Here is a 24,022-nt window from a genome sequence, read left to right as displayed (position 1 = left end):
TTTGATTTGAAGGGGAGGTCGACCATGACCCCAGCCATGTCCCGCCGCCGACTGCTCACCGCAGGCGGCGCTCTCGGTCTCGGCTCGCTGCTCGCCGCCTGCGGCGGTGACGCGGACACCGAGGGCAAGGCGCGTGGGACGGGCGGAGGTCCCTGGTCCTTCAAGGACGACCGGGGACGCACGGTCTCCCTCGACAAGGCCCCTGAAACGCTCGTCGCCTTCGTCAGCACCGCCGCCGCGCTGTACGACTACGGCATCGAGTGCGACGGCGTCTTCGGCCCCACCGAACCCGTCGGCGGCAAGCCCAACCCGCAGGCCGGCGACATGGACGTGGCGAAGCTGACGAGCCTCGGTACGGACTGGGGGCAGTTCAACGTCGAGAAGTACGCGGCCCTGGGGCCCGACCTGCTGATCAGCAACATGTTCCCGGCGCCCGACCTCTGGTTCGTCCCGCAGGAGAGCCGCAAGAAGATCGAGGCGCTCGCGCCCAGCGTCGGCATCAGCGTCGCCCGCACCTCCCTGCTGAACCCGCTGAAGCGCACCGCCGAACTCGCCGAGGCGCTCGGTGCCGACCTGAAGGCGAAGAAGGCGACGGACGCCAGGGCCCGCTTCGACAAGGCGGTCGAGACCCTGCGCGCGGCGGCCGCGGCCAACAAGGGGCTGAAGGTCATGGCCATCACCGGCGACAACGAGCAGTTCTACGTCGCCGTCCCCGACTCCTATGTCGACCTGAACTACTACAAGGACCTCGGCGTGGAGTTCGTGGAGGGGAAGAAGTCCGATGAATGGGGCTTCTGGGAGTTCCTGAGCTGGGAGAACGCCGACAAGTACCACGCGGACCTGATCATGGTCGACAACCGTTCCTCGGCCATGAGCGCCGAGCAGCTCGCCGCGAAGGCGACCTGGGGGCAGCTGCCCGCGGTCAAGGCGGGGCAGACCGTGCCGTGGGCGATGGAGGAGCGCTTCAGCTACGCCGGGTACGCGCCGGTGCTCGAACGGCTGGCGGAGGCCGTGGGGAAGGCGAAGAAGCTGTCCACGTGAGGGTCCGCTGTTGAATCAGCCATCCATCGAAAGGTTGACTTTAGGCTGACCCAGCCAGAGCATTGCCGGGGTGAGCCACTTCGAGCACGCGTCCCCCCGGTCGACCGGCCTCCCCGTCGACCTGGACGAAGCCGCCCACCGCTGTCTCGTCGCCGGTTTCGACGGCGCCACGAGCGTGCCGGACACGCTCAAGGAGCTCATCGACCGTGGCCTCGGCGGGGTCATCCTCTTCACCCGCAACGTCCGTGACGCGCGGCAGGTGCGCCGTCTCACGGACGAGCTGCGCGCGATACGCCCGGACCTCCTGGTCGCCATCGACAACGAGGGCGGCGGCATCGGCCACCTGGCCGGCGCCGGCGCCCCGGACGTCCCCGGCTCCTACGCCCTCGGCGTCGCCGACGACCCGAACCTCACCGCCCGCTGCGCCGACGCACTCGCCGGGCACCTCGCCACCCTCGGCATCACCGCCTCCTACGCCCCCGTGGCCGACCTCCAGCACCGCCCCGACAACCCGATCGTGCGCACCCGCTCCTTCGGCGCCGACCCCGAGCTCGCCGCCCGCCATCTGCGCGCCTGGATCACCGCCACCGAGGCCCGGCGCATCGCCTCCTGCGCCAAGCACTTCCCCGGCCATGGCGGCACCGCCACCGACAGCCACCACGGAATGGCCGTCGACCCGCGGCCGTACGACGAACTGCGCGCCGATCTCGAACCGTTCCGCGCGGCGATCGCGGCGGGCGTACCGATGCTGATGAGCGCCCACGTCGTGTTCCCGGCACTGGACCCCAACCGCCCCGCCACGCTGAGCCGTCGCGTCCTGGGCGATCTGCTCCGCCACGACCTCGGCTTCGACGGCGTCCTCGTCAGCGACGCGCTGGAGATGAAGGCGATCGCCGACCAGTACGGCGAGGCGGCCGGCGCGCGCATCGCACTCGCCGCCGGTGCGGACCAAGTGATCGTCGCCGTGGGGGACTTGAACGTCACCCTCGACTGCCGCGACGCCGTGCTCGACGCCCTGCGCACCGGTCAGCTGGCCGAGGAACGGATCGAGGAGGCCGCGGGTCGGGTGCGCCGGCTCGCCGAGCGGTACGCGACGCCCGCCACCGACGTGGCCGACTGGGATTCGGGTGCCGGGCTCGATGCCGCCCGCCGCGCCGTACGGAGCCGGGGCGTGCCGCCCGCCGTGCGCGGCGCCCACGTCGTCGAGCTGTTCCCGCCACCGCACCCCGCCCTCAACTGGGGCGGCGAGGACCTGCTGACCGAGATACGCGCGGTCGACCCCACGGCCACGGGCACGGCGGTCACCGGGGAACCGGCCGACCCGGCCGAGCTCGTCGACGGCATGCTGCGCCGCTGCGGATCCGCCCCGCTGGTCGTGGCCACCTGCGACGCCGGGCTGCACCCGTGGCAGGTTCGGCTGCGGGACGCCCTGCTGGACCGGCGGCCGGACGCGGTGCGGGTGGACACCGGGCTGCCGGAGGGCGGCGCGCTGTGCTCGTACGGGCGGGGGCGGGTGAACCTGCGGGCGGTGGCCGAGGCGCTGGCGGGCGTCACCGACGGCACCGACGGCTGAGGCGAGCCCGCCGCCGCACGGCGCTCAGGACGGCCGTACGACCTCCTCGATCCCCCTGGCCGCCAGGTACCCGGCGTCCGCCGCCCGCTCGGCCAGGACCACCGCCGGGCGTGCTCCTTGTGCCCGCATCCGCATCCATGCCTCGAAGTACGCGCCGCCCGGACCGGACACCGACCGGGTGCCGGGTGTGCAGTCCAGGAGCAGGGCGATGTCGCGCGGTGGGGTGGGCCGGTGTCCCTGACGCAGGTCGGCGACGGTCTCGGCGAGCGCCTGCGCGATCGGCTTCGGACGGCCCCGCGTGTCGAACAGGCCCAGCGTGTACTCCAGTTCCGGGAAGTCCGCCAGCGACCGGTCCACGTCGTGCGAGCACCACCAGGTCACGCCCCACAGCCCCGGGCACTCGGCCGCGTTTTGTACGGTCGCCCGTGCGAAGTCCGGCGCGTCGGCGGCCGGTATGTGCGGCTCGGGCGCGCCCGTCTCCTGGACCCAGACGGGGCGGGCCGGGTCGTCGGCGTACGCCTTGGCCAGCTCGGTGCCGTACTCGGCGAGGTGCCGCACCTGCGGTGAACGCGGGCCGTAGCGGCGGGCGCAGTCGCCGGAGAACACCCAGGGGTGGACGGTCGTCACATCGCCCTTGCGGGCCGAGGCCTCGGGGCTGAAGGGGTGGTCGTCGCCGTACCAGGCGGCGTCGTAGGCGGAGTGGGTGACCAGGCCGCCGTCGGCGCCGAGTCCGTCGCGGGCGGCGGCCAGCAGGGTGTCGAGGTAGTGGTCGACCTCGTCGACCGTCACCGGGTTGTGCTCGACCAGGTTGTTGAGCTCGTTGCCCAGCTGGAGCCCGATGAGGTTCGGGCGGCCGGTGAGCGCGCGGCCGAGGGTGCGCAGGAGGGCGACCTGGGCCTCGATGGCGTCCGGGTCGGTGAAGACGTTGCGGTGGTGCCAACTGCGGGTCCACTCCGGATAGAAGTCGAAGCTCGACAGATGGCCCTGCACGCCGTCCACCACGACGTCGAGCCCTGCCTCGCCGGCCAGGTCCACGAGGCGCGTCAGCTGGTCGACGGCGGTGGCGCGGACGAGGGTGCGGTTGGGCTGCAGCAGCGGCCAGAGGTGGAAGACGCGGACGTGGTCGAGGCCCAGATCGGCTATCCGGTCCAGGTCCTCACGCGCGCGTCCCGGGTCGAAGTCGTGCCAGGAGTGGAACCAGCCGTGGCGGGGCGTGTAGTTGACGCCGAAGCGGAGCGTGTGGATGGGATCCTCCTCGGGCCGGGCCCGCTCTGCCGGGCTCGGGGCCGGCTCTCGGCCTTGTCCAATACGAATGTATCAACCACCATGGTCGTCGATGAATAGTGATTTGAACCAAAGCTCGTCCGGGGAGGCGCGTGCGTACGTCGTCGGCCTGGACGCCGGCGGCACCCGCACCCGCGCCGTCCTGGCGCCCCTCGGCGACGGTCTGCCCGAGGGCGAGGGCGTCTCAGGCCCGGGCAACGCGCTGACGGTCCCCGGGCCGCAGCTCACCGAGCACCTCGCCGAGGCCCTCGTGCGCGCCGTGCCGGCAGAGCTGCGCGGTCATGTCGTGGCGGTGGCGGGCGGATTCGCGGGCGCCTCACGGACAGCGCCCGACGAGCCGGGCCGGCTCAAGGCGCACGCCGCGCTCACGGTCGCGCTGCGCCGGCTCGGCATCAGCGCCGACACGGTCGAGATCCACAGCGACATCGAGGCCGCCTTCGCCGCCGCGCCCGGCAACCCCGCCGACGGCCTGGCCCTGGTGGCCGGCACCGGCGCGGTCGCGGTGCGCATCACCTCACGCGCGTGCACCGAGACCGCCGGCGGCGACGGCTGGCTGCTCGGCGACGAGGGCAGCGGCTTCTGGATCGGGCGCGAGGCGGTACGGATGGCGCTGCGCATGGCGGACGGGCGGGGCGGGCCGACGGCGCTGGCCGCGTCGGTGGGGCGGGAGCTGGGTGTGCCGGAGGACGTTCTGCCGAGGGAGATGCCGGACCCGTACGCCGGCGGAGCCTGGACGCGCGCCCGGCGCGAGGCCTACCGCATGCACCTGCTCCCCGCCGTGATGGACCGGCCGCCGGTCCAACTGGCCCTGCTCGCACCGCTCGTCGCCGAGGCCGCCCGGCACGACGACGCCGTCGCCGCGGACATCCTCGAAACGGCCGCCGACCACCTCACCGGCACCGTCCGCGCCCTCGAACCCCGGCCCGGCGAACGCATCGTCGTCACCGGTGGCCTGCTCGGCGACGACGGCCCCCTCGACGCACCCCTCACCGCCAGGCTCCGGACCCTCGGACTCACCCCCGACCACGTGGCCGACGGCTCACTGGGCGCCGTGGCCCTCGCCCGTCTGGGGTACGGGAGTTGAGCGGCGTCAGCGCGCAGCCGCACCGCGCCGGCCTCCCGCACACCCCGCCCTACCGCGACGCCACCGCCCCCGTCGACGCCCGCGTCGGCGACCTGCTCGCCCGGATGACCCTGCGCGAGAAGGTGGGCCAGCTCAACCAGCGGATGTACGGCTGGCACGCCTACCGCCGCACCCCCGGCGGCGACTTCGAACTCACCGACGCGCTGTACGCCGAGACCGACCGCTTCGAGGGGCTCGGCGCCCTCTACGGACTCCAGCGCGCCGACGCCTGGTCCGGCGTCGACCACGGCAGCGGGCCCGGGGCGGAAGACGGCGCCGCCCTGGCCGAACTGGTGCAGCGGCATGTCGTCGAGCGGAGCCGGCTCGGTATCCCCGCACTGTTCGTCGAGGAGGTCCCGCACGGCCTCATGGCCCTCGACGGCACGGTCCTCCCGGTCAATCTGGCCGTCGGCGCCACCTGGGACCCCGAGCTCCACGAACGTGCCGCCGCCCACGCCGCCGCCGAACTGCGGGCCCGTGGCGGCCACGTCGCCCTGGTCTCGGCACTGGACATCGCCCGCGACCCGCGCTGGGGACGTACGGAGGAGTGCTTCGGCGAGGACCCGTACCTGGCCGCCCGGCTCACGGAGGCGCTGGTACGCGGCATGCAGGGCACGGGGGAGTTCTTCGCCGGCGACAAGGCCCCCGTCGTGCTCAAGCACTTCGCCGGACAGGGCGCCACCGTCGGCGGCCGTAACTCCGCCGAGTCCGAGCTGGGGTTGCGGGAACTGCATGAGATCCATCTCCCTGCCGCCCGCGCCGGGATCCGTGCCGGGGCCGCCGCCGTCATGGCCGCGTACAACGAGGTCGACGGCATGCCCTGCTCGGGCAACCGCGCCCTCCTCACCGAACTCCTCAGGGAGAGCTGGGAGTTCGACGGCCTCGTCATGGCGGACGGCCTCGCCGTCGACCGGCTGGCCCGTATCACCGGCGACAAGGTCTCCGCGGGAGCGCTCGCGCTCAACTCCGGTGTGGATCTGAGCCTTTGGGACGAGGGCTTCACGCATCTGGAGGAAGCCGTCGAGCGAGGGCTCGTCCAGGAGCACGTCCTCGACGCCGCCGTCGCCCGGGTGCTGCGGCTCAAGTTCCGGCTGGGCCTGTTCGACGGGCAGTCCGCGCCGGCCCCCGCGCCCACCGGAGGCAGGGAGATCAGCAAGGAACTCGCCCGGGCCGCGATCACCCTCCTCCGCAACGACGGCACGCTGCCCATCGGCGAGACGGTCTCGCGCATCGCCGTCCTCGGACCCCAAGCAGGCACCGCGGCCCACCAGTCGGGCGACTACACGGCGCCCCAGCGCTCCGGCACCGGCGTCCTCGACGCACTGCGCCGACTCGCCCCGCCCGGCGTCGACATCCGGCACGCCCGGGGCTGCGCCCTCACCGGCGGCGACCTCTCCGGCATCCCCGAGGCCGTCGCCGCGGCCGCCGCCTCCGACCTGGCCGTGCTCGTGCTGGGCGGCAGCAGCGCGCGCACCTCCGACACCGAGTTCGACGCCAATGGGGCGGCACTCCATGCGGTGTCCGAGATGACCTGCGGCGAGGGCGTCGACCTGGCCGACCTCAGGCTGGGCGCCGCACAGTACGCCCTCATGGACGCCGTCGTGGCGACCGGCACGCCCACCGCGGTCGTCCTGGTCCAGGGCCGCCCGCACGTCGTGGCGGGCACCGCCGGTGCGCTGCTCACCGCCTGGTACCCCGGTCCGTGGGGCGGCGAGGCGATCGCCGAGGTGCTGCTGGGACACGTGGAACCCGCGGGCCGCCTCCCCGTCTCCGTGCCGCGCTCCGCCGCCCAACTCCCCGTCCACTACAACCACAAGGACACCGAGTACGGCGGCTACGTCGACCGGAGCGCCGAGCCGCTCCACTCCTTCGGTCACGGGCTGTCGTACACGAGCTTCGCGTACGGTCCGCCGCGCCTGGCCGGGCTCACTGTCGAGGTCGACGTCACCAACACGGGTCCGCGCCACGGCCGTTCCGTCGCCCAGCTCTACCTGCGCCGGCTGCGGACCCCCGTGTGGCCGCGCACGCTGGAGCTGCACGGTTTCCTGGCCGTCGACCTGGCGCCGGGCGAGACCCGCACGGTCACGTTCCCGCTCGGCGCCGGCGTACCCGCGCCCGGCACGGTGGTCGAGTTCCGCGTGGCCGAGTCGGCGCGCGCGGCGCTGACCGCCGTACCGACTCAGAGCTTGACGGCTCCCGAGGAGACCCCCTTGTAGAACCACCGCTGCGTGATCACGAACAACACCAGCACCGGAATCACGGAGATCACCGACCCGGCCATCACCATCCGCTGGTCGTACCCGAACGACGAGCTCTGCAGCCGCGACAGACCCAGCGTCAGCGTCATGTTGCCCTCCGACCGCAGCACGATCAGGGGCCAGAGGAAGTCGTCCCAGGCGCTGATGAAGGTGTTGATGACGACCACCATGATCGCGCCCCATGCGGACGGCAGATACAGGTACCGGAAGCGCTGCCACTCGTTCGCCCCGTCGAGCATCGCCGAGTCCTCGATCTCGCGCGGCACCGCCAGGAACGCGCCGCGCATCAGCAGCACGTTGATGGCGCCGACGAAGCCCGGCAGCCAGACGCCGGCCAGGCTGTCGACCAGGCCCAGGTCGCGGATGCTCAGGAACAGCGACACCATGATCGACTCGAAGGGGAACATCATCGAGGCGACCAGCACCACCCAGACCGCCCGGCGGCCCTTCCAGCCGGGCTTGGAGAGCATGTAACCGGCCGTGGTGGCGAAGACCAGCTGGCTGGTGACGGACAGGACGACCACGATCACGCTGTTCCGGATGTACGTGGCCACCGGGACCTGATCGAAGACCGTCCGGTAGGCCCGCAGGGTCGGGTCGTGCGGCAGCAGGGTGGCGCCCGCGCCGAAGACGTCCTCGCCGGTGCTCTTCAGCGAGGCCAGGAGCTGCCAGAGCAGCGGTCCGACGGTGAGGCCGAGGACGAGGAACAGCAGCAGATAGCGGACGATCAGGTCCCGGGGGCGGCCGTAGTCCCGCCAGCGTGGCATCAGGCGCCGGCGGCCGGCCGGGGCAGCGGTCGTCGTCATGCCTCGTCCTCCTTCGTCAGACGCTGCGCCAGCAGGGTCAGCCCCAGCGTCAGCAGGAACAGGGCCACGCTGACGGCCGAGCCGTAACCGGCGTTGCCGGTGATGGGGTCCAGGCCGACGTCCCGGATGTAGAAGGGCAGGGTGCGGTCGGCGCCGCCGGGGCCGCCGGTGGAGCTGCCGAGCATGTAGATCTCGGTGAACACCCGCAGTGAGCCGATGCCGGTGAGCGTGCCGACGAGCATCATGGCGTGGCGGACGCCGGGCATCGTGATGTGCCGGAAGCGGCGGACCGCGCCGGCGCCGTCCATGGCCGCGGCCTCGTGCAGCTCCTTGGGCACGTTCCCGAGCGCGGCCAGGTAGAAGACCATGTACCAGCCGAGGCCCTTCCACAGCGTCAGGCCCATCGCGGACAGCAGGATCAGCCACGGGTCGGACAGGAACGGGATGGCGTCCCGGATGAGATGGGCCTTCTCCAGCCAGGTGTTGACGAGCCCGTCGTCGGCCAGCAGCCACTGCCAGCTCAGGCCGACCACCACGCTGGACGCGAGCACCGGCGTGTAGAAGGCGGAGCGGAAGAAGCCGATGCCGGGGAGGTTCTTCTCCACCAGCACCGCCAGCATCAGCGGGAGCAGCACCATCAGCGGTACGACGATCAGCGCGTACAGGACGCTGTTGCGGGTCGCCAGCCAGAAGTCGGAGTCGTCCAGCATCCGCGTGTAGTTGTCGAGTCCGACGAACCCCGCGGCGCCGCCGAGCGGCTTGGCGTCGGTGAACGACAGCAGGACCGTGTTGAGGAACGGGAACACCCCGAAGACCACCGCGCACACGATCGCGGGCGCGGTCCACAGCCAGGGCAGCCACCAACGGCGGTACATCGCCGCCCCGTTGGCGCCGGGCGCGGGGCCGGGCAGCAGGGCCCTGGCGAGCCGGCGGGCACGGGAAGGGGCCGGGCCCGGCACGGAGTCGGTGGACTCCGCACCGGCCACGGTCACCGGGTTCGTGATCTGTGCCGCCACCGTCAACTGCCCTGCTTCAGCAGCTCGTTCGCCTTCTTCTGCGCGTCCTTCACGGCCTGCTCGGCGCTCTTGTCGCCCTGCATGGCCAGCTGCACCTGGGAGACGATGGCGTTCTGCACGGCCGGGGAGAGGTTCGTCTGGTGGGCCGTGGCGGTCTTCAGCTGCTCGGCGACGAGCTTGCGGGCCTCCGAGAACGGGTCGTCACCGTCGGCCTTCTGGAAGAACGGGTCGTTCAGCGACTCGGTGGTCGTCGGGAAGATCACCACGTTCGGGTCCTTGCACCAGGCCGTCTGGTTCCGGGCGTTGGTGAGGAACTGGGCGAACGCCAGCGCCGCGGGGGCGTTCTTGCTGGTCGCGGCGACCGATATGTACTGCGGGGCACCGGTGGTGTGGCCGAGCGCGTCGAAGGGCTGCTGGCCGACGCCCGTCTTGTCGTACACGGAAGGGCTGTTCTGCTTCACGAAGCGCACGAAGCTAGGGTTCGTCGAACCGTAGGCGACCTTGCCCTGGCTGTAGAGGGTGGACGGGTCGTTGCTGGAGGACAGCGAGTCCTTCGGCATGGCGCCCTCCTTGTACAGCTTCGCCATCCACTCGACCCACTCGACGGTCCTCGGATCGTCGGCGAACGTGGCCGATTCGCCGTCCGCGGACAGTGTCCTGATGTTCATCTGGTCCCAGTCGGCCGGGATCCGCCACACCGGGTTGGCCATCGTCGCGAAGTACTTGCCGTCGGCCGCCTTCGCGATCTTCTCGTAGTCGGCGAACAGCCCGAACATGGTCGTCGGTGGCTTCTGAGGGTCGACCCCGGCCTTCTCCAGCAGGTCCTTGTTGTACGTGAGGACGATGCCGCCGGTGTACCAGGGCAGCGCGGTGTGCACCGACTTGCCCGAGGCGTCCTTGAAGGTGCTCGACTTCCAGAACGCCGGCACGAACGGCTTCGAGGCGCCCGGGTCCTTGGTGGCCACGTCGAGCAGGTATCCGGCCTTGGTGAGGGCGGTCGCCGTGTCGGAATTGACGTTGATCACGTCGGCCAGGGTGCACGCCTGGGCGTCGGCGACGGTGCGTGACGTGAACGTGTTGTCGCCCGGGTCGTCGATCCACTTGACCTCGGTGCCGGGGTTCGCCTTCTCGAACGACTCGATCACGCCGTCGAAGAACCCGCCGAAGTCCTTCTTCAGGTTGGTCGTCTGGAAGGTGATCTTTCCCTTGACCTCGCCGGTGAGCTTTCCGGACCCCACGTTGCCCTGGTCGACCTTGCAGCCGCCGGCGGAGGCCTCCCCGTCCTCGGAGCCGCCGGACAGACCGCAGCCGGCGGCCGTCAGGGTCAGGACCACCAGACAGGCAAGGGATCCGGTCAGTCTTCTCGCGCGCATTGCTGCCCTCCTGGGACCAGTCGGATGCGGTAGCGCTCCGCTGATTCAAATCACCAACATGGACTCCGGTTGATGAAAAGGTGGACCAGAATTCATCGGAGGTCAATGGGTTGCCGTGTTGCGTTTGGGTTCCGCCGGCGCGTGCCGCGCTTCAGTGCCGGTGTTCGTGGTCCGCGTGCGACGGGTCGCCGGGGTGCTCGTGGCCCGGGGCGTACTCCACGCCGGTGCGCGCTCGGTCCAGCCAGTCGAAGAAGGCCCGGCGTCCGAGGGCCTGTTGCAGCTCGCGCACGATGCCCTCGCGGGCGTGCTCGTACGGCATGACGTCCGCAGGGCCGGCTGCGTCGTCGAAGGGGTCGACGCCGCGCCTGAGCGCCTCCGGCGTCAGGAAGCGGTCGAGGTTGAGGCCGTAATACTCCCGTACGGCCTCCTCGGGGAGGAGTTGCTCGCCCTCCAGCGCGGCGAGGAGTGCGCGGGCGGCGGGGGAGTGGGCAAGCGCTGCCGCGACGATGCTGCCGAGGTCTGCCACGTCGGCTTCGGGCACGTTGGGTGCGAGGGACGATGACATCTCGGGCGGGGCCGGCAGACCGCGCTTCGCGCAGGTGCGTCGGGCGAGTTCGTCGACCAGCACGACTTGCGTCGCCCAGCGTCGGCGTTGGCGCTCCGCTGCGAGTGCCGCGCTGTGCCGTCGTTCGGCCGCGGGTCCGTTGTGGCTGGTCGCGCCCTCGCGGCGGAGCCGCATATCGACACGGCCCGCGCCCGTTGGGGGTGCCGTCGGACCCTGCGTCAGAAAGGTGTCCACGCGCTCCTTCGGGACCGCCTCGCCGTTCACGCGTGCCGCGTACTCCTCCGTCATGGCGTCACCTCCAGCTCCACGGCCTGCGTGTACGCCACGCACCCGTGCCAGCCGACCTTCGCCATCAGCCAGTACGACCCCGGCGGCACCGCCCCGCCGTCCACCTCGATCACGCACTCCTGCTGCTCCCCGCCGGCCACGGTGAAGCCCTGGCAGCCGGGTGCCACGCCCGCCCAGGTCCCCCACGAGGACACGGCCCACAGCGTGCCGCTGATCGGGCCCCGGGTCGTGTTGCGCAGAGCCACCGGGACCCGGCTCCGTTCACCCCGGCGTACGGAGATCCGCTCAACTGCCAGCTCCGCCCCGAGTGTTGGGCCGGTGTACCCACCCGGCACATCCAGCGCCACCACGTCCTCGTACATCTGCCCGCCGTACGACAGCCGGGCGGCGAGCCAGTGGCGGCCGGGCTCGGCGTCGGGCGGTGGGGTGACGGTGACGTCGGCGAGTGTGAAGCCGCCGGGGCCCAGTGCGTACGGCAGTTCGGCCGGCTCGACGGACCAGCCGGGTGGCACGTGCAGGGTCACCGTGCCCTGGACGGGCGCGTCCGTCAGCTCCGAGGCGACCCGGACCGTGGCCGTGACCGGGCCCTCGGAGACGGTGAGCGTGGTGGGCGAGAGGTACACCGCGACCGGCATGTTGCCGCGTGGGGCGGGGCCCGAGTTGTGGAGCCAGTAGCGGGTCGGGACGGGCTGGGCGGGCTCGTGGGCGGCGATGCCCGGTCCGGGTGCGGTCTCCGCGTCCGTGGCGGCGAGGACCGTCGCGACCTCGAAACCGGTCAGGTCCAGGTCCAGCACCCCCTGGTCATCGGGCGTCAGCGGCTCCCCGCGTCTCTCCAGTACGTCCGCCCGCGCCCCGTCCGCCCACCCCCGCGGCCCGCGCACCCGCGCCCGCACCGGCCGCCCGTTCACCTCGTGCACCCGGACGACGACGCCACGGCCGGGATCCGCGGCCGCCACGCTTCCCCGCGCGAGGGGCGACCCCACCGGCTTGAGCGCGTCCAGCAGCACCTCACCGGCGGGCTCGACGCCCAACAGCACGGCCTTCCTGGGCAGTACGGCATCCTCGGCCGCCGTCCGCCGCAACCGCGCGGTCAGCGGATGGTTGAACGCATGCCCGGCCTGCGGCAGCCGCAGCTCCCGCCAGTCGCCGGCGCCCGCGACCACGGCGTACACGAACGTGTGCGACCAGCGCTGGAGTTGGAACGCCGACCCGTCGGGCGCCGTACGGCGGGGCGGGTCGACCCAGATCCCGGACGGCCAGCCCGTGCAGGAGCGCATCAGGGACATGTAGAGGTCGCCGGAGGAGGTGACCACACAGCCGGGCGTCCCCCGGTTCAGCACCGCGAAGCTGCGCCCGTCCCACGCGTCCCCCGGCGGCAGGGCCTCCCCGCCGCCCGCCGCCGTGGCCCGCAGTACCGCGTCGTCCAGGTCGGCGATCAGTGCGTCGACGGCCTTGGCGTCGTCCTCGGGCCGGTCGCCCGCCACCACGAGCAGCGGCAGTCGTTCCAGGTCGCGCAGGTCGGCGCCGGGCACCCACTCCTCCCGCAGCGAGGCGCGTGGCGCGACCCAGACGGCGGCCACGCCCCGTTCGGCGAGCTGCCGTCGCAGTTCCCGCCCGGCCGCCGGGTCCCAGCCGAGGGCCTCGGCGACCACGGAGTTGCGTTCGGGCCCGCCGACCGCGACACGGACGTCGGGGAGGTTGGAGTCGACCTCCAGGTCGCCGTAGCGCGGGCCTGTGGCGATCGTCGAGGTCGCCGTCACGCCCACCCTCACCAGGGCCGCCGCGAGGCCGGTGCCCAGCTCACCGGCCTCGTCCCAGGACCCGTACACCAACTCGGCGACCCCGATGGACCGTTCGCCCAGGGGCCGGCCGGACCCGTCGGCGACCGCGACCCGTGCGGTGGAGCCGAGCCCGAACCAGGTGTTGGCCGGGTTGTCCAGCGTCCACGGGAACCGCTCGCTGTCCACCTCCACGAACCCGAACCCGCGCCCGATCACCGCGTCCGCCACCTCGTGCACCGGCAGGCCGCCGCGCACGTCGGACGGCCAGCGGACCCGGATGAGCCGGTCGGCACCGTCGTAGCCGTCGAGAGTGGTCGTGAGGTCGAGGCGGCCGACGCCCTTCCACAGAGTGAGCTGCTGCGTGTAGCGGAAGAGGCCGAGGTCGGCGCGGACAGTGACGCGGGAACCGGCGGGCGAGTGCTCGACATCGACGTCGGCGGTGACGTCCCGGCTGCGGGCGGCGGTCGTGCCGGTCGGTGTGAGGTGCCAGGGGCCCTCGCCGAAGCGTGGGTGCCGCGGGTACTCCTCCTGCACGACGAGTTCGTTGCCGATGTCGCCGGGGCGCAGGAGTTCCCGGCCGGCCTCCGCCCTGCCGAGGGCCCGCAGGCTGCTGACGGCGCCGCCGCGCGCGGGGTCGACCGTCAGCTCGTAGAACTCGTTGCGGATGGTGGCGCCCGCTGCGCGTGTCCACTCGGGGACGGTCCCCTCGGCGAGCGGCAGCGCCCTGAGGCCCGTGCCGGGCACCTGCGGTACGACGACACGGAGTTCGCCGTCCTCCCGTACGGCGGGCAGGGGCAGCCCGGTGTCGTCCAGGGGGACGAGCCCGGGGTCCTCGACCGCCAGGACGTCCCGCCGCTCCCAGGTCGCCGCGTTGAAGACCACCAAGTCAGGTGTGCCGCCCGGTAGTTGGGCGACCGAGCCCGCCAGCGCGTCGGTCGCGTCGGCGTGCACGGCCTTGGCGAGGTCGTACAACTCCCGCCAGCCGGTGAGCAGGTCGATGTACACCTGGTCCGACTCCGAGCCGGTGACGGCGTCGTGGTGGGCGCCGTAGATCAGCTGCCGCCAGGCCTTGTCGAGCGCCGCGTCCGGGAAGGGGTGCCCGGTGACGAGCGAGGCGAGCGTCGCCCAGGCCTCCGCGTCGGCGAGCAGGGTCTCGCCGTACCGCTGGGCCTGCTTGGTGTCGATGTACGAGACGTCCTTGCCGGTGTAGATCGGGTTCATGTCCCGCGTCTGCGGGGACGCCTTGCGGCCCTCCTCGTCGAGTTGCGCGCGGACGGCGGCGAAGAAGTCCCGGGGGACGGCGCTGATGAAGCGCGGCCAGAGGTAACGGGCGTTCCAGTCCCGGTGGATGTCCATCACCCAGCGGCACGGCGGCGCGTAGTCACCGCCGACGGGGAGCAGGACGTTGCGGGTGAGCGCCACCGGCTTCAGCCCTTTGAACAGCTTGAGGGCCGCCGCCTCCGCCTCGGGGAGGGCCGGCGCGTTGTCGATCGCCCAGCCGGCGCCGTAGTGGTTGACCATGTACGCGGTCAGCAGCCCGCGCCCGGACGGGGCGATCCAGCTGAACTCCGCCGGGAACTGCATCCGCTTCGGATCCCGCGGCTCCTCGCCGAAGACGGAGAGGGTGGGGCCCCACTGGTGGAACGGCCCGCGCGCCCAGGAGCTGGAGCTGACCCCCGCGTCCGCCATCAGCCCCGGGAACTGCGGATCGTGCCCGAACGCGTCCAGCTGCCAGGCCGTCTCCGGAGATGCTCCGATGATTCCGCGCTGGAAGCCGTCGCCGTACAGGGCGTTGCGTACGGTCGCCTCGGCGCCGGTGAGGTTGGTGTTCGGCTCGTTGTAGGTGCCGCCCATGATCTCCACGCGGCCGGCGCGGATCAGCTGCCGCAGGAACGCGCGCTCCTCCGGGAAGGCGTCCCAGTAGGGCTTGAGGTAGTCGACCTCGGCGAGCACGAAGGTGTACGCCGGGTCGCGCCGCGCCAGATCGCAGTGGGCGCGGACCAGGCTCATGCCGGACTGGCCGCGCGAGTCGAAGGTGCGGGCGGGCAGGCCGGTGACGGCCGGGTCGTCGGCGACGTCCCAGGTCTCGGTGTAGGCGGCCTGGGTGTTCCACCAGACGGGGTCGTAGTGGAAGTGGCTGACCATGAACATCGTCCAGCCGGGCTCCGCGGCCGTGAACGCGGCCGTGCGCTCCGCGGTCCGGCCCGGGTCCTCGGTGTCCTCGGCCGTGACCCTCACATGCGTACGGTCGCCGGGGGCGAGGTCGGTCGTCACCGGTATCTCGGCGCGTACGGTGCCGTCGTCCCCCGCGGTCACCTCGGCGGTGCCGTGGACACCCGGGCCCGCCACGGTGAGGCGGACCGCCCGGCCGGCGGCTTCCCCGATCTCGACGGCCACGACCTGGTGCGGATGCTCCTCGGTACCGACGAAGAGCTCGGTCGACTCGACAGAGATGACGCGCATGGGGCTCCTACGAGTGCTCGTGGGGAGCCCCATCCTGGCACCGACGGGATGATTCAAACAACCACCCTCGCGTTACCTAGGTGGTTCAGTCATACACGCCGGTCAGGTCAGCGAGCCCGGCGATTCTTCACCGCGTGCTGCGGGGTGATGTGGTCCGTCAGGGCGAGCGAGGCGCTCGCGCGCTGGTAGGAGACCTGGCCGACCCGGACGTAGAGGCAGTCGACGATCATCAGGACGGAGTGCCGGCCGCCGATGCTGCCGGTGCGGAAGCTGGTCTCCGAGGTGGAGGAGATGAGCCGGATGTCGGCGGCCTTGGCCAGCGGTGAGCGCGGGTCGGTGGTGATGGCGATGGTGGTGGCGCCCCGCTCCTTGGCCATCTCGAAGGGTTCGAGGGTCTCGCGGGTGGCGCCCGAGTGGGAGATGCCGATGGCCACGTCGGCCGGGGTGAGCAGGGCCGCCGAGGTGGCCGCCCCGTGCACCTCGGTCCAGCCGCGGACCTGGCAGCCGATGCGGAACAGCCGCGTCTCCGTCTCCTGGGCCACCGCGCCGCTGCCACCCACGCCGTACACGTCGATGCGGCGGGCGCGGGCCAGGGCCTGGGCCGCCCGCTCCAGCGCGTCGAGGTCGATCCGTTCGATGGTCTGCTGGATGGCGCGCAGGTCCGCGCTGCCGACGACCTGCACGACCCGCTCCAGGCTGTCGTCGGGCGAGATGTCGGGGCCGATCTCTGCGCTGCCCCAGTCGGAGACCTCGCCGCGCCCTCGCTCCTGGGCCAGCTCGATCAGCAGATGCTGGTAGGAGTCGAGCCCGATGGCCCGGCAGAACCGGGTCACCGTCGCCTGGGAGGTGCCGGTGCGGCGGCCCAGCTCGGCGGCCGAGCAGTGGGTGACGGCGGCCGGATCCTCCAGGATCAGCTCGCCGACCTTCCTCAGGGAACCGGCCAGCCGGGGCAGCTCGGTGCGGATCAGTGTGGTGACGTCCGTCGGGGGCATGGGGAGAAGGTATCAGCCACCGTTTGCCGCGCAGGTTGAATACCAGGACCGAAAACGGGGGCCGGGCGGGGCCGGGACGCGGACTCGTTGCCCGTACCACCCGGTGTGTGATTTATTGATTCACCGATGCGGTAGTGCAGGGTGGTTCAATCCAACATCGCCATCCATCAGTGCCTGCATCAGTGGCTCCATCAGTGGTTCCGTGAGTGGGGAGTGACGCGTGTCCGACGAGTCCGTGAGCGCCCGGCGCTTCGTGCGGGAGAGCATGACCGTCCTCGACCGCCTGACCGAGTCCGCCCGCGACGACGTGGCCCGCGCCGCCGAGCTCATCGCCGACTGCGTGCGCGCGGACGGTGTCATCCAGGCCTTCGGCACCGGTCACTCCCAGGCGATGGTCCTCGAAGTCGCCGGCCGGGCGGGCGGGCTGGTGCCCACCAACCGGCTCAGCATCGCCGACCTCGTCCTGTACGGCGGCGCCGCCCCCGGCGTCCTCGACGACCCGCTCCTGGAGCGGGAGCCCGGAGTGGCCGCCCGGATCTACGACCTGGCCGCCCCGCGCACCCAGGATCTCTTCGTCATCATCTCCAACTCCGGCGTGAACAACGTCATCGTGGAGATGGCCCTGCACGCCAAGGAGCAGGGCCACAGGATCCTCGCCATCACCTCCCTCGCCCACACCCGGGCCGTTCCGGCGGGCCACGCGAGCGGCAGGAAGCTCGTCGACCTCGCGGACGTAGTGCTGGACAACGCGGCCCCGCGCGGCGACGCGCTGCTGGAACTGCCGGGCGGCGGCGCGGTGTGCGCCCTGTCCACGCTCACCGGCGTGATGCTCGTGCAGATGGCCGTGGCGGAGGCTTCCGCCCAGCTCCTCGCCGCCGGGGAGCGCCCGCCGGTGTACGTCTCGGCCAATGTGCCGGGCGGGTTCGAGGGCAACCTGGAGCTGGAGAAGCGGTACGCCGGACGGATCCGGCGCACCGCGAGCTGATCACTGCACGGTCGTCACTGCACGCTCGTCACTCCACGCTCGTCACTTCACGGCCCTCACTTCACGGGTACGGGCGTCACCGCGACGGCCAGCGGATACGCGCCCGTCTTCAGGGCTTCGCCGGCCTTGCCGGACGCGGTGTCGATCGGTACCAGCGTGTTGCCGTCCGCCGTGGTGACGTAGGCCGTGGCGCCGTTCCAGTCCAGGCCGATGTCGAAGGCGGACCTGCCGACCGTGACCTCGGTGCCGGGGGCGCCGGTCACGGTGTCGACGGGCGTGGCGTGGTCCCCGCTGCTCGGGCTGACCCACAGTGTCCGCCCGTCCGGCGACAGGGCGAGCCCGTAGGCCTGGCCCGTGACGAGCAGGGTCGGCTCGGTGTCGTTCGTCGCCGTGTCGATCGGAGTCACCGTCGAGCCACCGGAGTTGGACACGTACACAGTCTTCCCGTCCGGCGCGGCGACGACGTTGAAGGGGCGGGGGCCGACGGGAATCGCCTTGCCCGCCTTCCCGCTCTGTCCGGTGGCGAGGTCGACAGGGCTGACCGTGTCGTCGTGGATGTTGGCCACGTACAGCGTCCCGCCGTCCGGCGTGATCGCCATGTTCTCCGGACCGGAGCCGACCGCGACGGGCGTCCCCGCCTCCAGCGTGCCGGTGTCCACGGGCTGGACCGTGCCGTCCGTGTAGTTGGCCACCCAGAGCGTGCCGCCGTCCGGAGTGAGGGCGAGGCCGGCCGGCACCCGGCCCACGGGGACCGTGGCGGTGACCGTGCCGCGGGCCACGTCGATCACGCTGACGGTGTTCGAGCCCTGGTTGGCGGCGTAGGCGGCGCGCCCGTCCGCGCTGACGACGACCTCGCCGGGGTTGCCGCCGACGGCGATGTCCGTGGTCGTACCGGATCCGAGGTCGATGGAACTGACCGACGCGCCACTGAAGTTGGCCGTCAACGCACGGGGTGACCCGGCGCCGTCGGTGACCCGGACCGGGATCGCCCGCGTGAGGACACCGTCGCCCGATACGACGACGGAGTGCACGCCCGGTGTCGCGGCGGTCAGGGTGACCGTGACTGAAGCGGTGCCCCCGGCCGGTACCGTCACGCTGCCCTCGCCGGGCGAGGCGGTGACCCCGTCGGGCACGTCCAGCTTCCAGCTGACCGTCTTGGCGGTGGTGGACCGCTCGTCGGCGAGGTCGAGGGTCACCTTTCCGGCGGAACCGGGCTTCAGGGAGAGCGAGTTGGGCGTGAAGAAGGCGTCGACGCCGGGGTCGGGGGCGGTGTCCAGCAGCGCCGTGTGGAGGAACTGGTCCATGACGCCGGGCGAGACCTGCTGCGGGACGGCGTCCAATTCCTTACGCTGTGACCTCAGTTGAGACCAGTACGCGGCGACCGCGTCCGTGTCACCCCGCTTGTCGGCCAGCAACAGCTCCACCGCCGTCCCGCCCGCGCTGCCGTAACGGCCCAGCTTCTCGAGCCAGGCGGAGGTCTCGTCGAGGAACCCCGGGTTGTCGAGGCGGGCGCGCAATTCGAGGGGAGTGGCGGCCATGTTGGCGAAGTACGCCTTCAGCGCGGCGGCGGCTCGATCGAGGCCGGCGTCCTGCTCATGGGCCTTGCGGAAGGCGGCGATCAGCCGGGTCAGGGTCGGGGACTCGGTCGGGTCGAGCTGGGAGGAGTAGTTGTTCTCGGCGAATATCCGCAGCCACTTCGCGGCGCCGGGCCCGGCGAGGTCCCGTACGGACGCGAGGAAGGCGGCGCGGGGGTCGTACGCGTCCGGGTTCCACAGGTGGGCCGCCGAGGTGAACAGGGCGAGCCGGCTCGCCTCCGCCTGGACCATCGGGTTGGCGGTGACACCGGTGGACGCGCTCGGCACGCCGGGCTCGCGGCCGGTGTAGGGGCCGAGCAGGAGACGGCTGGTGACGTAGTCGTTGACGGGGTAGTTGTCCCAGACCAGGATCGGGTGGCCGTACACCTCACGGGCCTGCGCGACCTGGTCGGCGGTGATGGTCGGCGCGATCACGCCGACGCCGGTCCACTCGACGACGACGGACGGGTCGAGCTTCTGGCGCAGCGCCTTCTTGTAGGGGGAGTCGGCGAGGTCGGAGTACTCGGTGGGGACCATCTCCAGGGGCTGCAGACCGGTGTGATTGGCGGAGAACTCCCGCCACACGGCGTTCAGCAGCTGCGCCTGCGCGGCGCCCGCCGCACCCCCGCCCGTCCCGAACTCCGCCTCGTCCGCGGCACAGTTCCACTTGGTGTAGCTGATGTCGTCGAGCGGGATCGCGAAGGACCGCACGCCGATGTCGTACAGCGAGTCGAACTTGGCGGTGAGCGCCTTGATGTCGGCGTCGGAGGAGTAGCAGACGGAGAGCCCGGGGGAGAGGGCGTAGGTGAAACGGACGTGGTTGGCGCGGGCCCGGTCGACCAGCTCCCGCAGCTTCGCCAGCTCGGCGGGCGGGTGGGCGTCACGCCAGCGGGCACGGAGATAGTCGTCGTCCTTGGGGGAGTAGACGTAGACGTTCTGTTTCGTGCGGCCGTAGAAGTCCAGTTGGCGGAGGCGTTCGGCATGCGACCACGGGGTGCCGTAGAAGCCCTCGATGACTCCGCGCAGGGCGGCGGTGGGCCAGTCGCGGACGGTCACCGCGGGGACGCGGTTCTCGGTGACGAGCTGGCGCAGGGTCTGGGCCGCGTAGAAGGTGCCGGTGGTGTCGGCGCCGGAGAGGGCGACGAGGCCGCGGCCGTGGGAGCGTCCGGAGGCGAGGACGTAGCCGCCGGAGGGCAGGCCGGCCGGGGACTTGGCGCCCAGTTTCTGCAAGGCCGTCCCGGTGGCGGTGTTCTCGCCGGGGCCGCCCAGATGGACCGTGAGGCGTGAGGTGGGCGGCTTCTCGCCGGCCTGGACGGTGACGATGTGATCGGCACCGGCGTCGCGCAGGACGGACTCGACGAGGCGTCGGGCGGAGGGGTCCGTGCCGCGGCCGACGACCTCGACGACCCTGTCCGGCACGGTGAGTTGCCCGGAGCCCGTGTGCACGCTCTTCGGCTGGGGCCACACCTGCGGGACGCGGGCGACGGGATTGGGGGGCGCGGCGGCCGTGGCCGGTGCGGTGAGGCCGAGGGTCAGGAGCAGGGCGGCGGCGGCCGGCAGGAGCGGGCGCGATGGACGTCTGACACGAGGGGCTGAGAGCACAGATCCTCCCGGGGTGAATGTATCCACCGGAGGATGTTAGGGATGCTGATTGTTTCATTCAATGGTGCACTCAATGATGCCTGAGCACGCGCGCGCGACGGCACGTGGGCGCACACTGGAGAGGTGCTGTCGGTGCTCAAGGGGGTGTCGGCGTGGCTGCTTCCGGATGTTCTACGGTGCGGCTGTGGCGGTGGCGGCGCAGCCCGCTGAGGCGGCGCAGCGACGTCATCGAGGCCTGGGTCGTGCTGTGCGGCTGGCTGTTCGCGCTGGTCGCTGCCCTGTTCGCGGGCATCGCTGCGGCGGACGCGGTGGTGGCCTCGGCGGAGCAGCAACGGGCCGAGAGCCGCAGGGTGACGGCCGTACTCGTGATGGATGCGGAGGATCCGGGGGCCTCGCGGGTCACCACCGACCATCTCGTGTGGACCACCGTCCGCTGGACCGACCCGGACGGCACGACCCACACCGATGAGGCACGGGTACCGCCCAAGACGCATGCGGGCAGCAAGGTCGAGGTGTGGACCGACCGCAACGGCGTCATCGCCAACGAACCGCTGTCCGAGAGCGAGATGCAGCTGCACTCGGTCGCCGGCGGCATCCTGGCCGGGGCGGCCGCCGCCGGCATCGTGCTGGGGTCGGCCTGGGTGGTACGGCTGGGGCTGGAGCGGCGTCGGCTGGACGAGTGGGGCGCGGAGTGGGAGCGGCTGGACACGCCGTGGGGGCGGAAGACGGGCTGAGGAGACGCGCCGATACGGCGTCCCGGCGCACGTGACGGCGCCCCGGAGGGAACTCCGGGGCGCCGCGGCTGTCGTTGCCCGACCTCCGCTCCGCTGTGCGACGTCCGCTACTTGACGTCCGCTACTTGACGTCCGCGCTCGGCAGCGCCGACGGGGACGCGGTGTTCAGGTCCTCCAGGCCCTTCGGGATCGCCAGCGTGAGGACCGGCGAGCCCGGCTGGGGCGCGGGCGGCGTCATCTGGTCCTTCGGGAGCTTCGGCGGCGAGGTCTGCTGGAAGTTGTTGGCGTCGAAGTTGACCATTCCCGTCTTCTCCAACACCGTCATGTGGTCGAGCACGGTGTCGTTCGCCAGGTCGGCCAGCTGACGGACCAGACTGTTCTGCGTGGTGCCCCGGATCTTCGCGATCGCCGGGAAGATCTGCCCGTGTGTCACCCGCATGATCGCGACACCCGTGGCGTCGAACTCCTTGCCCGTCTTGGAATCCACCGTCGCCACGAACTGCTGCTGCTGCGGGCTGGCCTGGTTGGGCAGCGTGATGTTCAGCTCGGACGCGAGCTTTCGGCAGGCGAGGTCGAGCCGGGCGTGTCCGACGACCAGGTGCTCGCCGGCTTCCTTCATCTCCGGGGTCGTGCCCCGCTGCATCGCCATCATGCCCAGCGGGTGCTCCCACAGGCCTGCCGCGCGGACCTTGACCACGAAGTCCCGGTCGGCCTCGGTCAGCGGACCGTACTGCGTGTTGGCGATGACTCGGTCCTGGTTGGCGGAGGTGGTCTCCACGCCCAGCATGGCCGGGTAGGCAAGGGCGGAGAGGGTCAGGACGAGGGCGCCTCCCACGAAGACGGTTCCTACCATGCGGCGCGAGATGGGCATCGTGCCTCCAGAGATGAACGGCTGCTACCCCAGGAGGTACGGACGCCACGCGCGAAACAATCACCGCCGCGCGAAAAAACTTGCGGTTCGTTGTGCGTGGTGCGTCACATGTGCGGCGGCGCGATCGGGGGTTGGCGGCTCTCAGGCGCGTCTGCGTCGGGTCCGGAGCAAGCGGGGGCTCAGCGCAGGTGGCGCTCGAAGAAGGCCATCGTCGCCTCCATGGAGTCCGGCCACCGTGGCCCGAACGTGTGCCCCTCACCCCGGTACGTCCGCAGCTCCACGTCCTTGCCCGCCGCCTCGAACGCCGCGACGGTCGTCCTCGTCCAGGCCAGGGGGCAGGTGTCGTCGGCGGTCCCGTGGTGGATCAGCAGGGGCTCGGTGACCCGGTCGACGTAGGTGATCGGCGAGACCTGCCGCCAGAACTCGGGGTTCTCCTCGGGGGTGCCGTGCGCGGCCTCGATCTCGTCGACGAGCGGGTCGCCCTCGGGGCGCTGGAAGTGGTCGATGTTCTGCTCGGGGCGCGAGCTGACCGGCGCGAACGCGACGGCGGCGTCGACGAGACCGGGCGCCACGACCAGCGTGTTGTACACGACCCCACCGCCCATCGACCGCCCCAGCAGGCCGATCCGGTCGTCGTCGACGTCCGGCCGGGCGGCGGAGCGCAACGCATGGACGGCGGCGATGACGTCCTCGGTGTAGCCGAGACGGAGGTTCACGTCGTTGTCGGGGTCGTCGTCGGAGCCCGCGTGGTTGCGGTAGTCGGTGTGCAGGACGACGTAGCCGTTGCGGGCGAGGAGGTCCTGCTCCCGGGGCATGCCCTGGCCGGTCCTGTACACGTCCGGGTCGATGTAGCCGTGTGCCAGGACCAGCGCCGGGAAGGGGCCCTTGCCGGTGGGGACGTTCATGATGCCGGAGATCTTCAGGCCGTTGGACCGGTACGTGACGGCGTACTGCGTGTAGGCGTCGGTGCGGACGCGTACGGCACCGAGGCGCAGGTCGGAGCCGCGGTGCTCGCGCTGGATCAGGGCCGGGAGGGAGACCGGGTCGGCGGGGGTCGGGGAGGGGGTGGGCGTGGCGGCGCTCGGACTGCCCTCACCTGGTACTCGGCTCGACGCCGGGGGATCCGTACGCGCCGGTTCGTCCCCGTCACCGCCGTTACCGGTACAGCCGACGGCGGTCACGAGCACCAGCACCAGCCCGACCGCGAGACGGGCCAGGCACCGCGGGTACCGCATGCGGCCAAGTATCCCGCGCTCCGCCACGGTTGGCTCGTGCTGCGGCGTGCCGGTGCCACGGTGTTCCGGGCACTCCCGGTCACCGCAGGCCCAGGAGCGGTGTGCGGCTACCGACGTGGGCGTGGCTGTCGCGCTCTGTGACGCGCAGGGGCGGATGGCGCAGCGGCTCGGCGGCGCCTCAGCAGCCCCGTGCTGCCCTGCGACCCGGCGGTCGTCTCCCGCGCGCGGGTCGCGGTCGCCGACCGGCTCGCCGCCCGGTGCCTCGACGGCCCGGCGATCACCACCGAACCGGTCGCCGGCGAACTGGTCACCCACGCGCTCCGCCACGCCACCGGCCCCGTCCAGCTGCGCCTGCTCCGCGACCGCGCCCCGGGCACGGACGAGGGCAGCACTGGGCCTGTTCCTCGTCGCCCAGCTCACCGAGCGCTGGGAGACGAGGTACACGCCCTACGGGAAGA

At 72.0% G+C, this 24,022-nt stretch carries 16 protein-coding genes; 6 read left to right on the top strand and 10 right to left on the bottom strand.

The window, feature by feature from the left end; all coding sequences use genetic code 11:
- Positions 1–24: 24 nt before the first annotated feature.
- Together OG331_RS14270 and OG331_RS14265 are read left to right on the top strand one after the other, a co-directional pair.
- Complete coding sequence (locus OG331_RS14270; RefSeq protein WP_406195874.1) at positions 25–1,041, top strand: ABC transporter substrate-binding protein; 1,017 nt, start codon at positions 25–27, stop codon at positions 1,039–1,041.
- 70 nt (positions 1,042–1,111) lie between these two features.
- Complete coding sequence (locus OG331_RS14265) at positions 1,112–2,614, top strand: glycoside hydrolase family 3 N-terminal domain-containing protein (RefSeq protein ID WP_406195872.1); 1,503 nt, start codon at positions 1,112–1,114, stop codon at positions 2,612–2,614.
- Between the two features lie 24 nt (positions 2,615–2,638).
- On the opposite strand, the gene OG331_RS14260 is transcribed toward OG331_RS14265, so the two are convergent.
- Entirely contained in the window at positions 2,639–3,859 is a 1,221-nt protein-coding gene (locus OG331_RS14260) for a glycosyl hydrolase (RefSeq protein WP_406210020.1), read from the bottom strand.
- Positions 3,860–3,950: 91 nt separating this feature from the next.
- On the opposite strand from OG331_RS14260, the gene OG331_RS14255 reads away from it, so the two are divergent.
- On the top strand, positions 3,951–4,982 hold the full coding sequence (locus OG331_RS14255) for an N-acetylglucosamine kinase (RefSeq protein ID WP_406195870.1): 1,032 nt from the start codon (positions 3,951–3,953) through the stop codon (positions 4,980–4,982).
- Positions 4,983–5,086: 104 nt separating this feature from the next.
- On the top strand, positions 5,087–7,237 hold the full coding sequence (locus tag OG331_RS14250; protein ID WP_406210017.1) for a glycoside hydrolase family 3 N-terminal domain-containing protein: 2,151 nt from the start codon (positions 5,087–5,089) through the stop codon (positions 7,235–7,237).
- Here OG331_RS14250 and OG331_RS14245 read toward each other — a convergent pair.
- The 6 genes from OG331_RS14245 to OG331_RS14220 form a co-directional block, all read right to left on the bottom strand.
- Positions 7,201–8,085, bottom strand: coding sequence for a carbohydrate ABC transporter permease (locus tag OG331_RS14245; protein WP_406195868.1), 885 nt, complete (start codon positions 8,083–8,085; stop codon positions 7,201–7,203). The genes OG331_RS14250 and OG331_RS14245 overlap by 37 nt on opposite strands.
- Positions 8,082–9,101: a carbohydrate ABC transporter permease gene (locus OG331_RS14240; protein WP_406195865.1), complete on the bottom strand. Its 1,020-nt coding sequence runs from the start codon at positions 9,099–9,101 to the stop codon at positions 8,082–8,084. Before OG331_RS14240 ends, OG331_RS14245 begins: the two co-directional genes overlap by 4 nt.
- A gap of 2 nt (positions 9,102–9,103) precedes the next feature.
- Positions 9,104–10,474, bottom strand: a complete 1,371-nt coding sequence (locus tag OG331_RS14235; protein ID WP_406195863.1) for an extracellular solute-binding protein — start codon at positions 10,472–10,474, stop codon at positions 9,104–9,106.
- Between the two features lie 151 nt (positions 10,475–10,625).
- The gene (locus OG331_RS14230) at positions 10,626–11,327 is read right to left on the bottom strand and encodes a peptidyl-prolyl cis-trans isomerase (protein WP_406195861.1); all 702 of its coding nucleotides are present in this window, start codon (positions 11,325–11,327) and stop codon (positions 10,626–10,628) included.
- The gene (locus OG331_RS14225) at positions 11,324–15,571 is read right to left on the bottom strand and encodes an NEW3 domain-containing protein (RefSeq protein ID WP_406195858.1); all 4,248 of its coding nucleotides are present in this window, start codon (positions 15,569–15,571) and stop codon (positions 11,324–11,326) included. The genes OG331_RS14230 and OG331_RS14225 overlap by 4 nt, the downstream gene beginning before the upstream one ends.
- A 107-nt stretch (positions 15,572–15,678) precedes the next feature.
- Complete coding sequence (locus OG331_RS14220) at positions 15,679–16,563, bottom strand: MurR/RpiR family transcriptional regulator (protein ID WP_328878528.1); 885 nt, start codon at positions 16,561–16,563, stop codon at positions 15,679–15,681.
- Between the two features lie 220 nt (positions 16,564–16,783).
- Between OG331_RS14220 and OG331_RS14215 the strand changes: the two genes are divergently transcribed.
- Positions 16,784–17,548, top strand: a complete 765-nt coding sequence (locus tag OG331_RS14215) for an SIS domain-containing protein (RefSeq protein WP_328878527.1) — start codon at positions 16,784–16,786, stop codon at positions 17,546–17,548.
- 56 nt (positions 17,549–17,604) lie between these two features.
- Here OG331_RS14215 and OG331_RS14210 read toward each other — a convergent pair whose 3' ends face one another.
- Positions 17,605–20,724 (bottom strand): beta-N-acetylglucosaminidase domain-containing protein, encoded by a 3,120-nt coding sequence (locus OG331_RS14210; RefSeq protein ID WP_406195856.1) that lies wholly within the window; start codon positions 20,722–20,724, stop codon positions 17,605–17,607.
- A gap of 152 nt (positions 20,725–20,876) precedes the next feature.
- On the opposite strand from OG331_RS14210, the gene OG331_RS14205 reads away from it, so the two are divergent.
- Positions 20,877–21,458: a hypothetical protein gene (locus OG331_RS14205; protein ID WP_406195853.1), complete on the top strand. Its 582-nt coding sequence runs from the start codon at positions 20,877–20,879 to the stop codon at positions 21,456–21,458.
- Positions 21,459–21,579: 121 nt separating this feature from the next.
- Here OG331_RS14205 and OG331_RS14200 read toward each other — a convergent pair whose 3' ends face one another.
- Together OG331_RS14200 and OG331_RS14195 are read right to left on the bottom strand one after the other, a co-directional pair.
- Complete coding sequence (locus OG331_RS14200; RefSeq protein ID WP_328878524.1) at positions 21,580–22,329, bottom strand: DUF4142 domain-containing protein; 750 nt, start codon at positions 22,327–22,329, stop codon at positions 21,580–21,582.
- A gap of 179 nt (positions 22,330–22,508) precedes the next feature.
- Positions 22,509–24,008: an alpha/beta hydrolase family protein gene (locus tag OG331_RS14195; protein WP_406195849.1), complete on the bottom strand. Its 1,500-nt coding sequence runs from the start codon at positions 24,006–24,008 to the stop codon at positions 22,509–22,511.
- Between the last annotated feature and the right edge of the window lie 14 nt (positions 24,009–24,022).

The sequence above is a fragment of the Streptomyces sp. NBC_01017 genome (assembly GCF_045162795.1).
In the GTDB taxonomy this organism is placed as follows: Bacteria; Actinomycetota; Actinomycetes; order Streptomycetales; family Streptomycetaceae; genus Streptomyces; species Streptomyces machairae.
The sequence above is the reverse complement of the archived record's forward strand: the minus strand, read 5'-3'. Positions and strand labels throughout refer to the sequence as shown.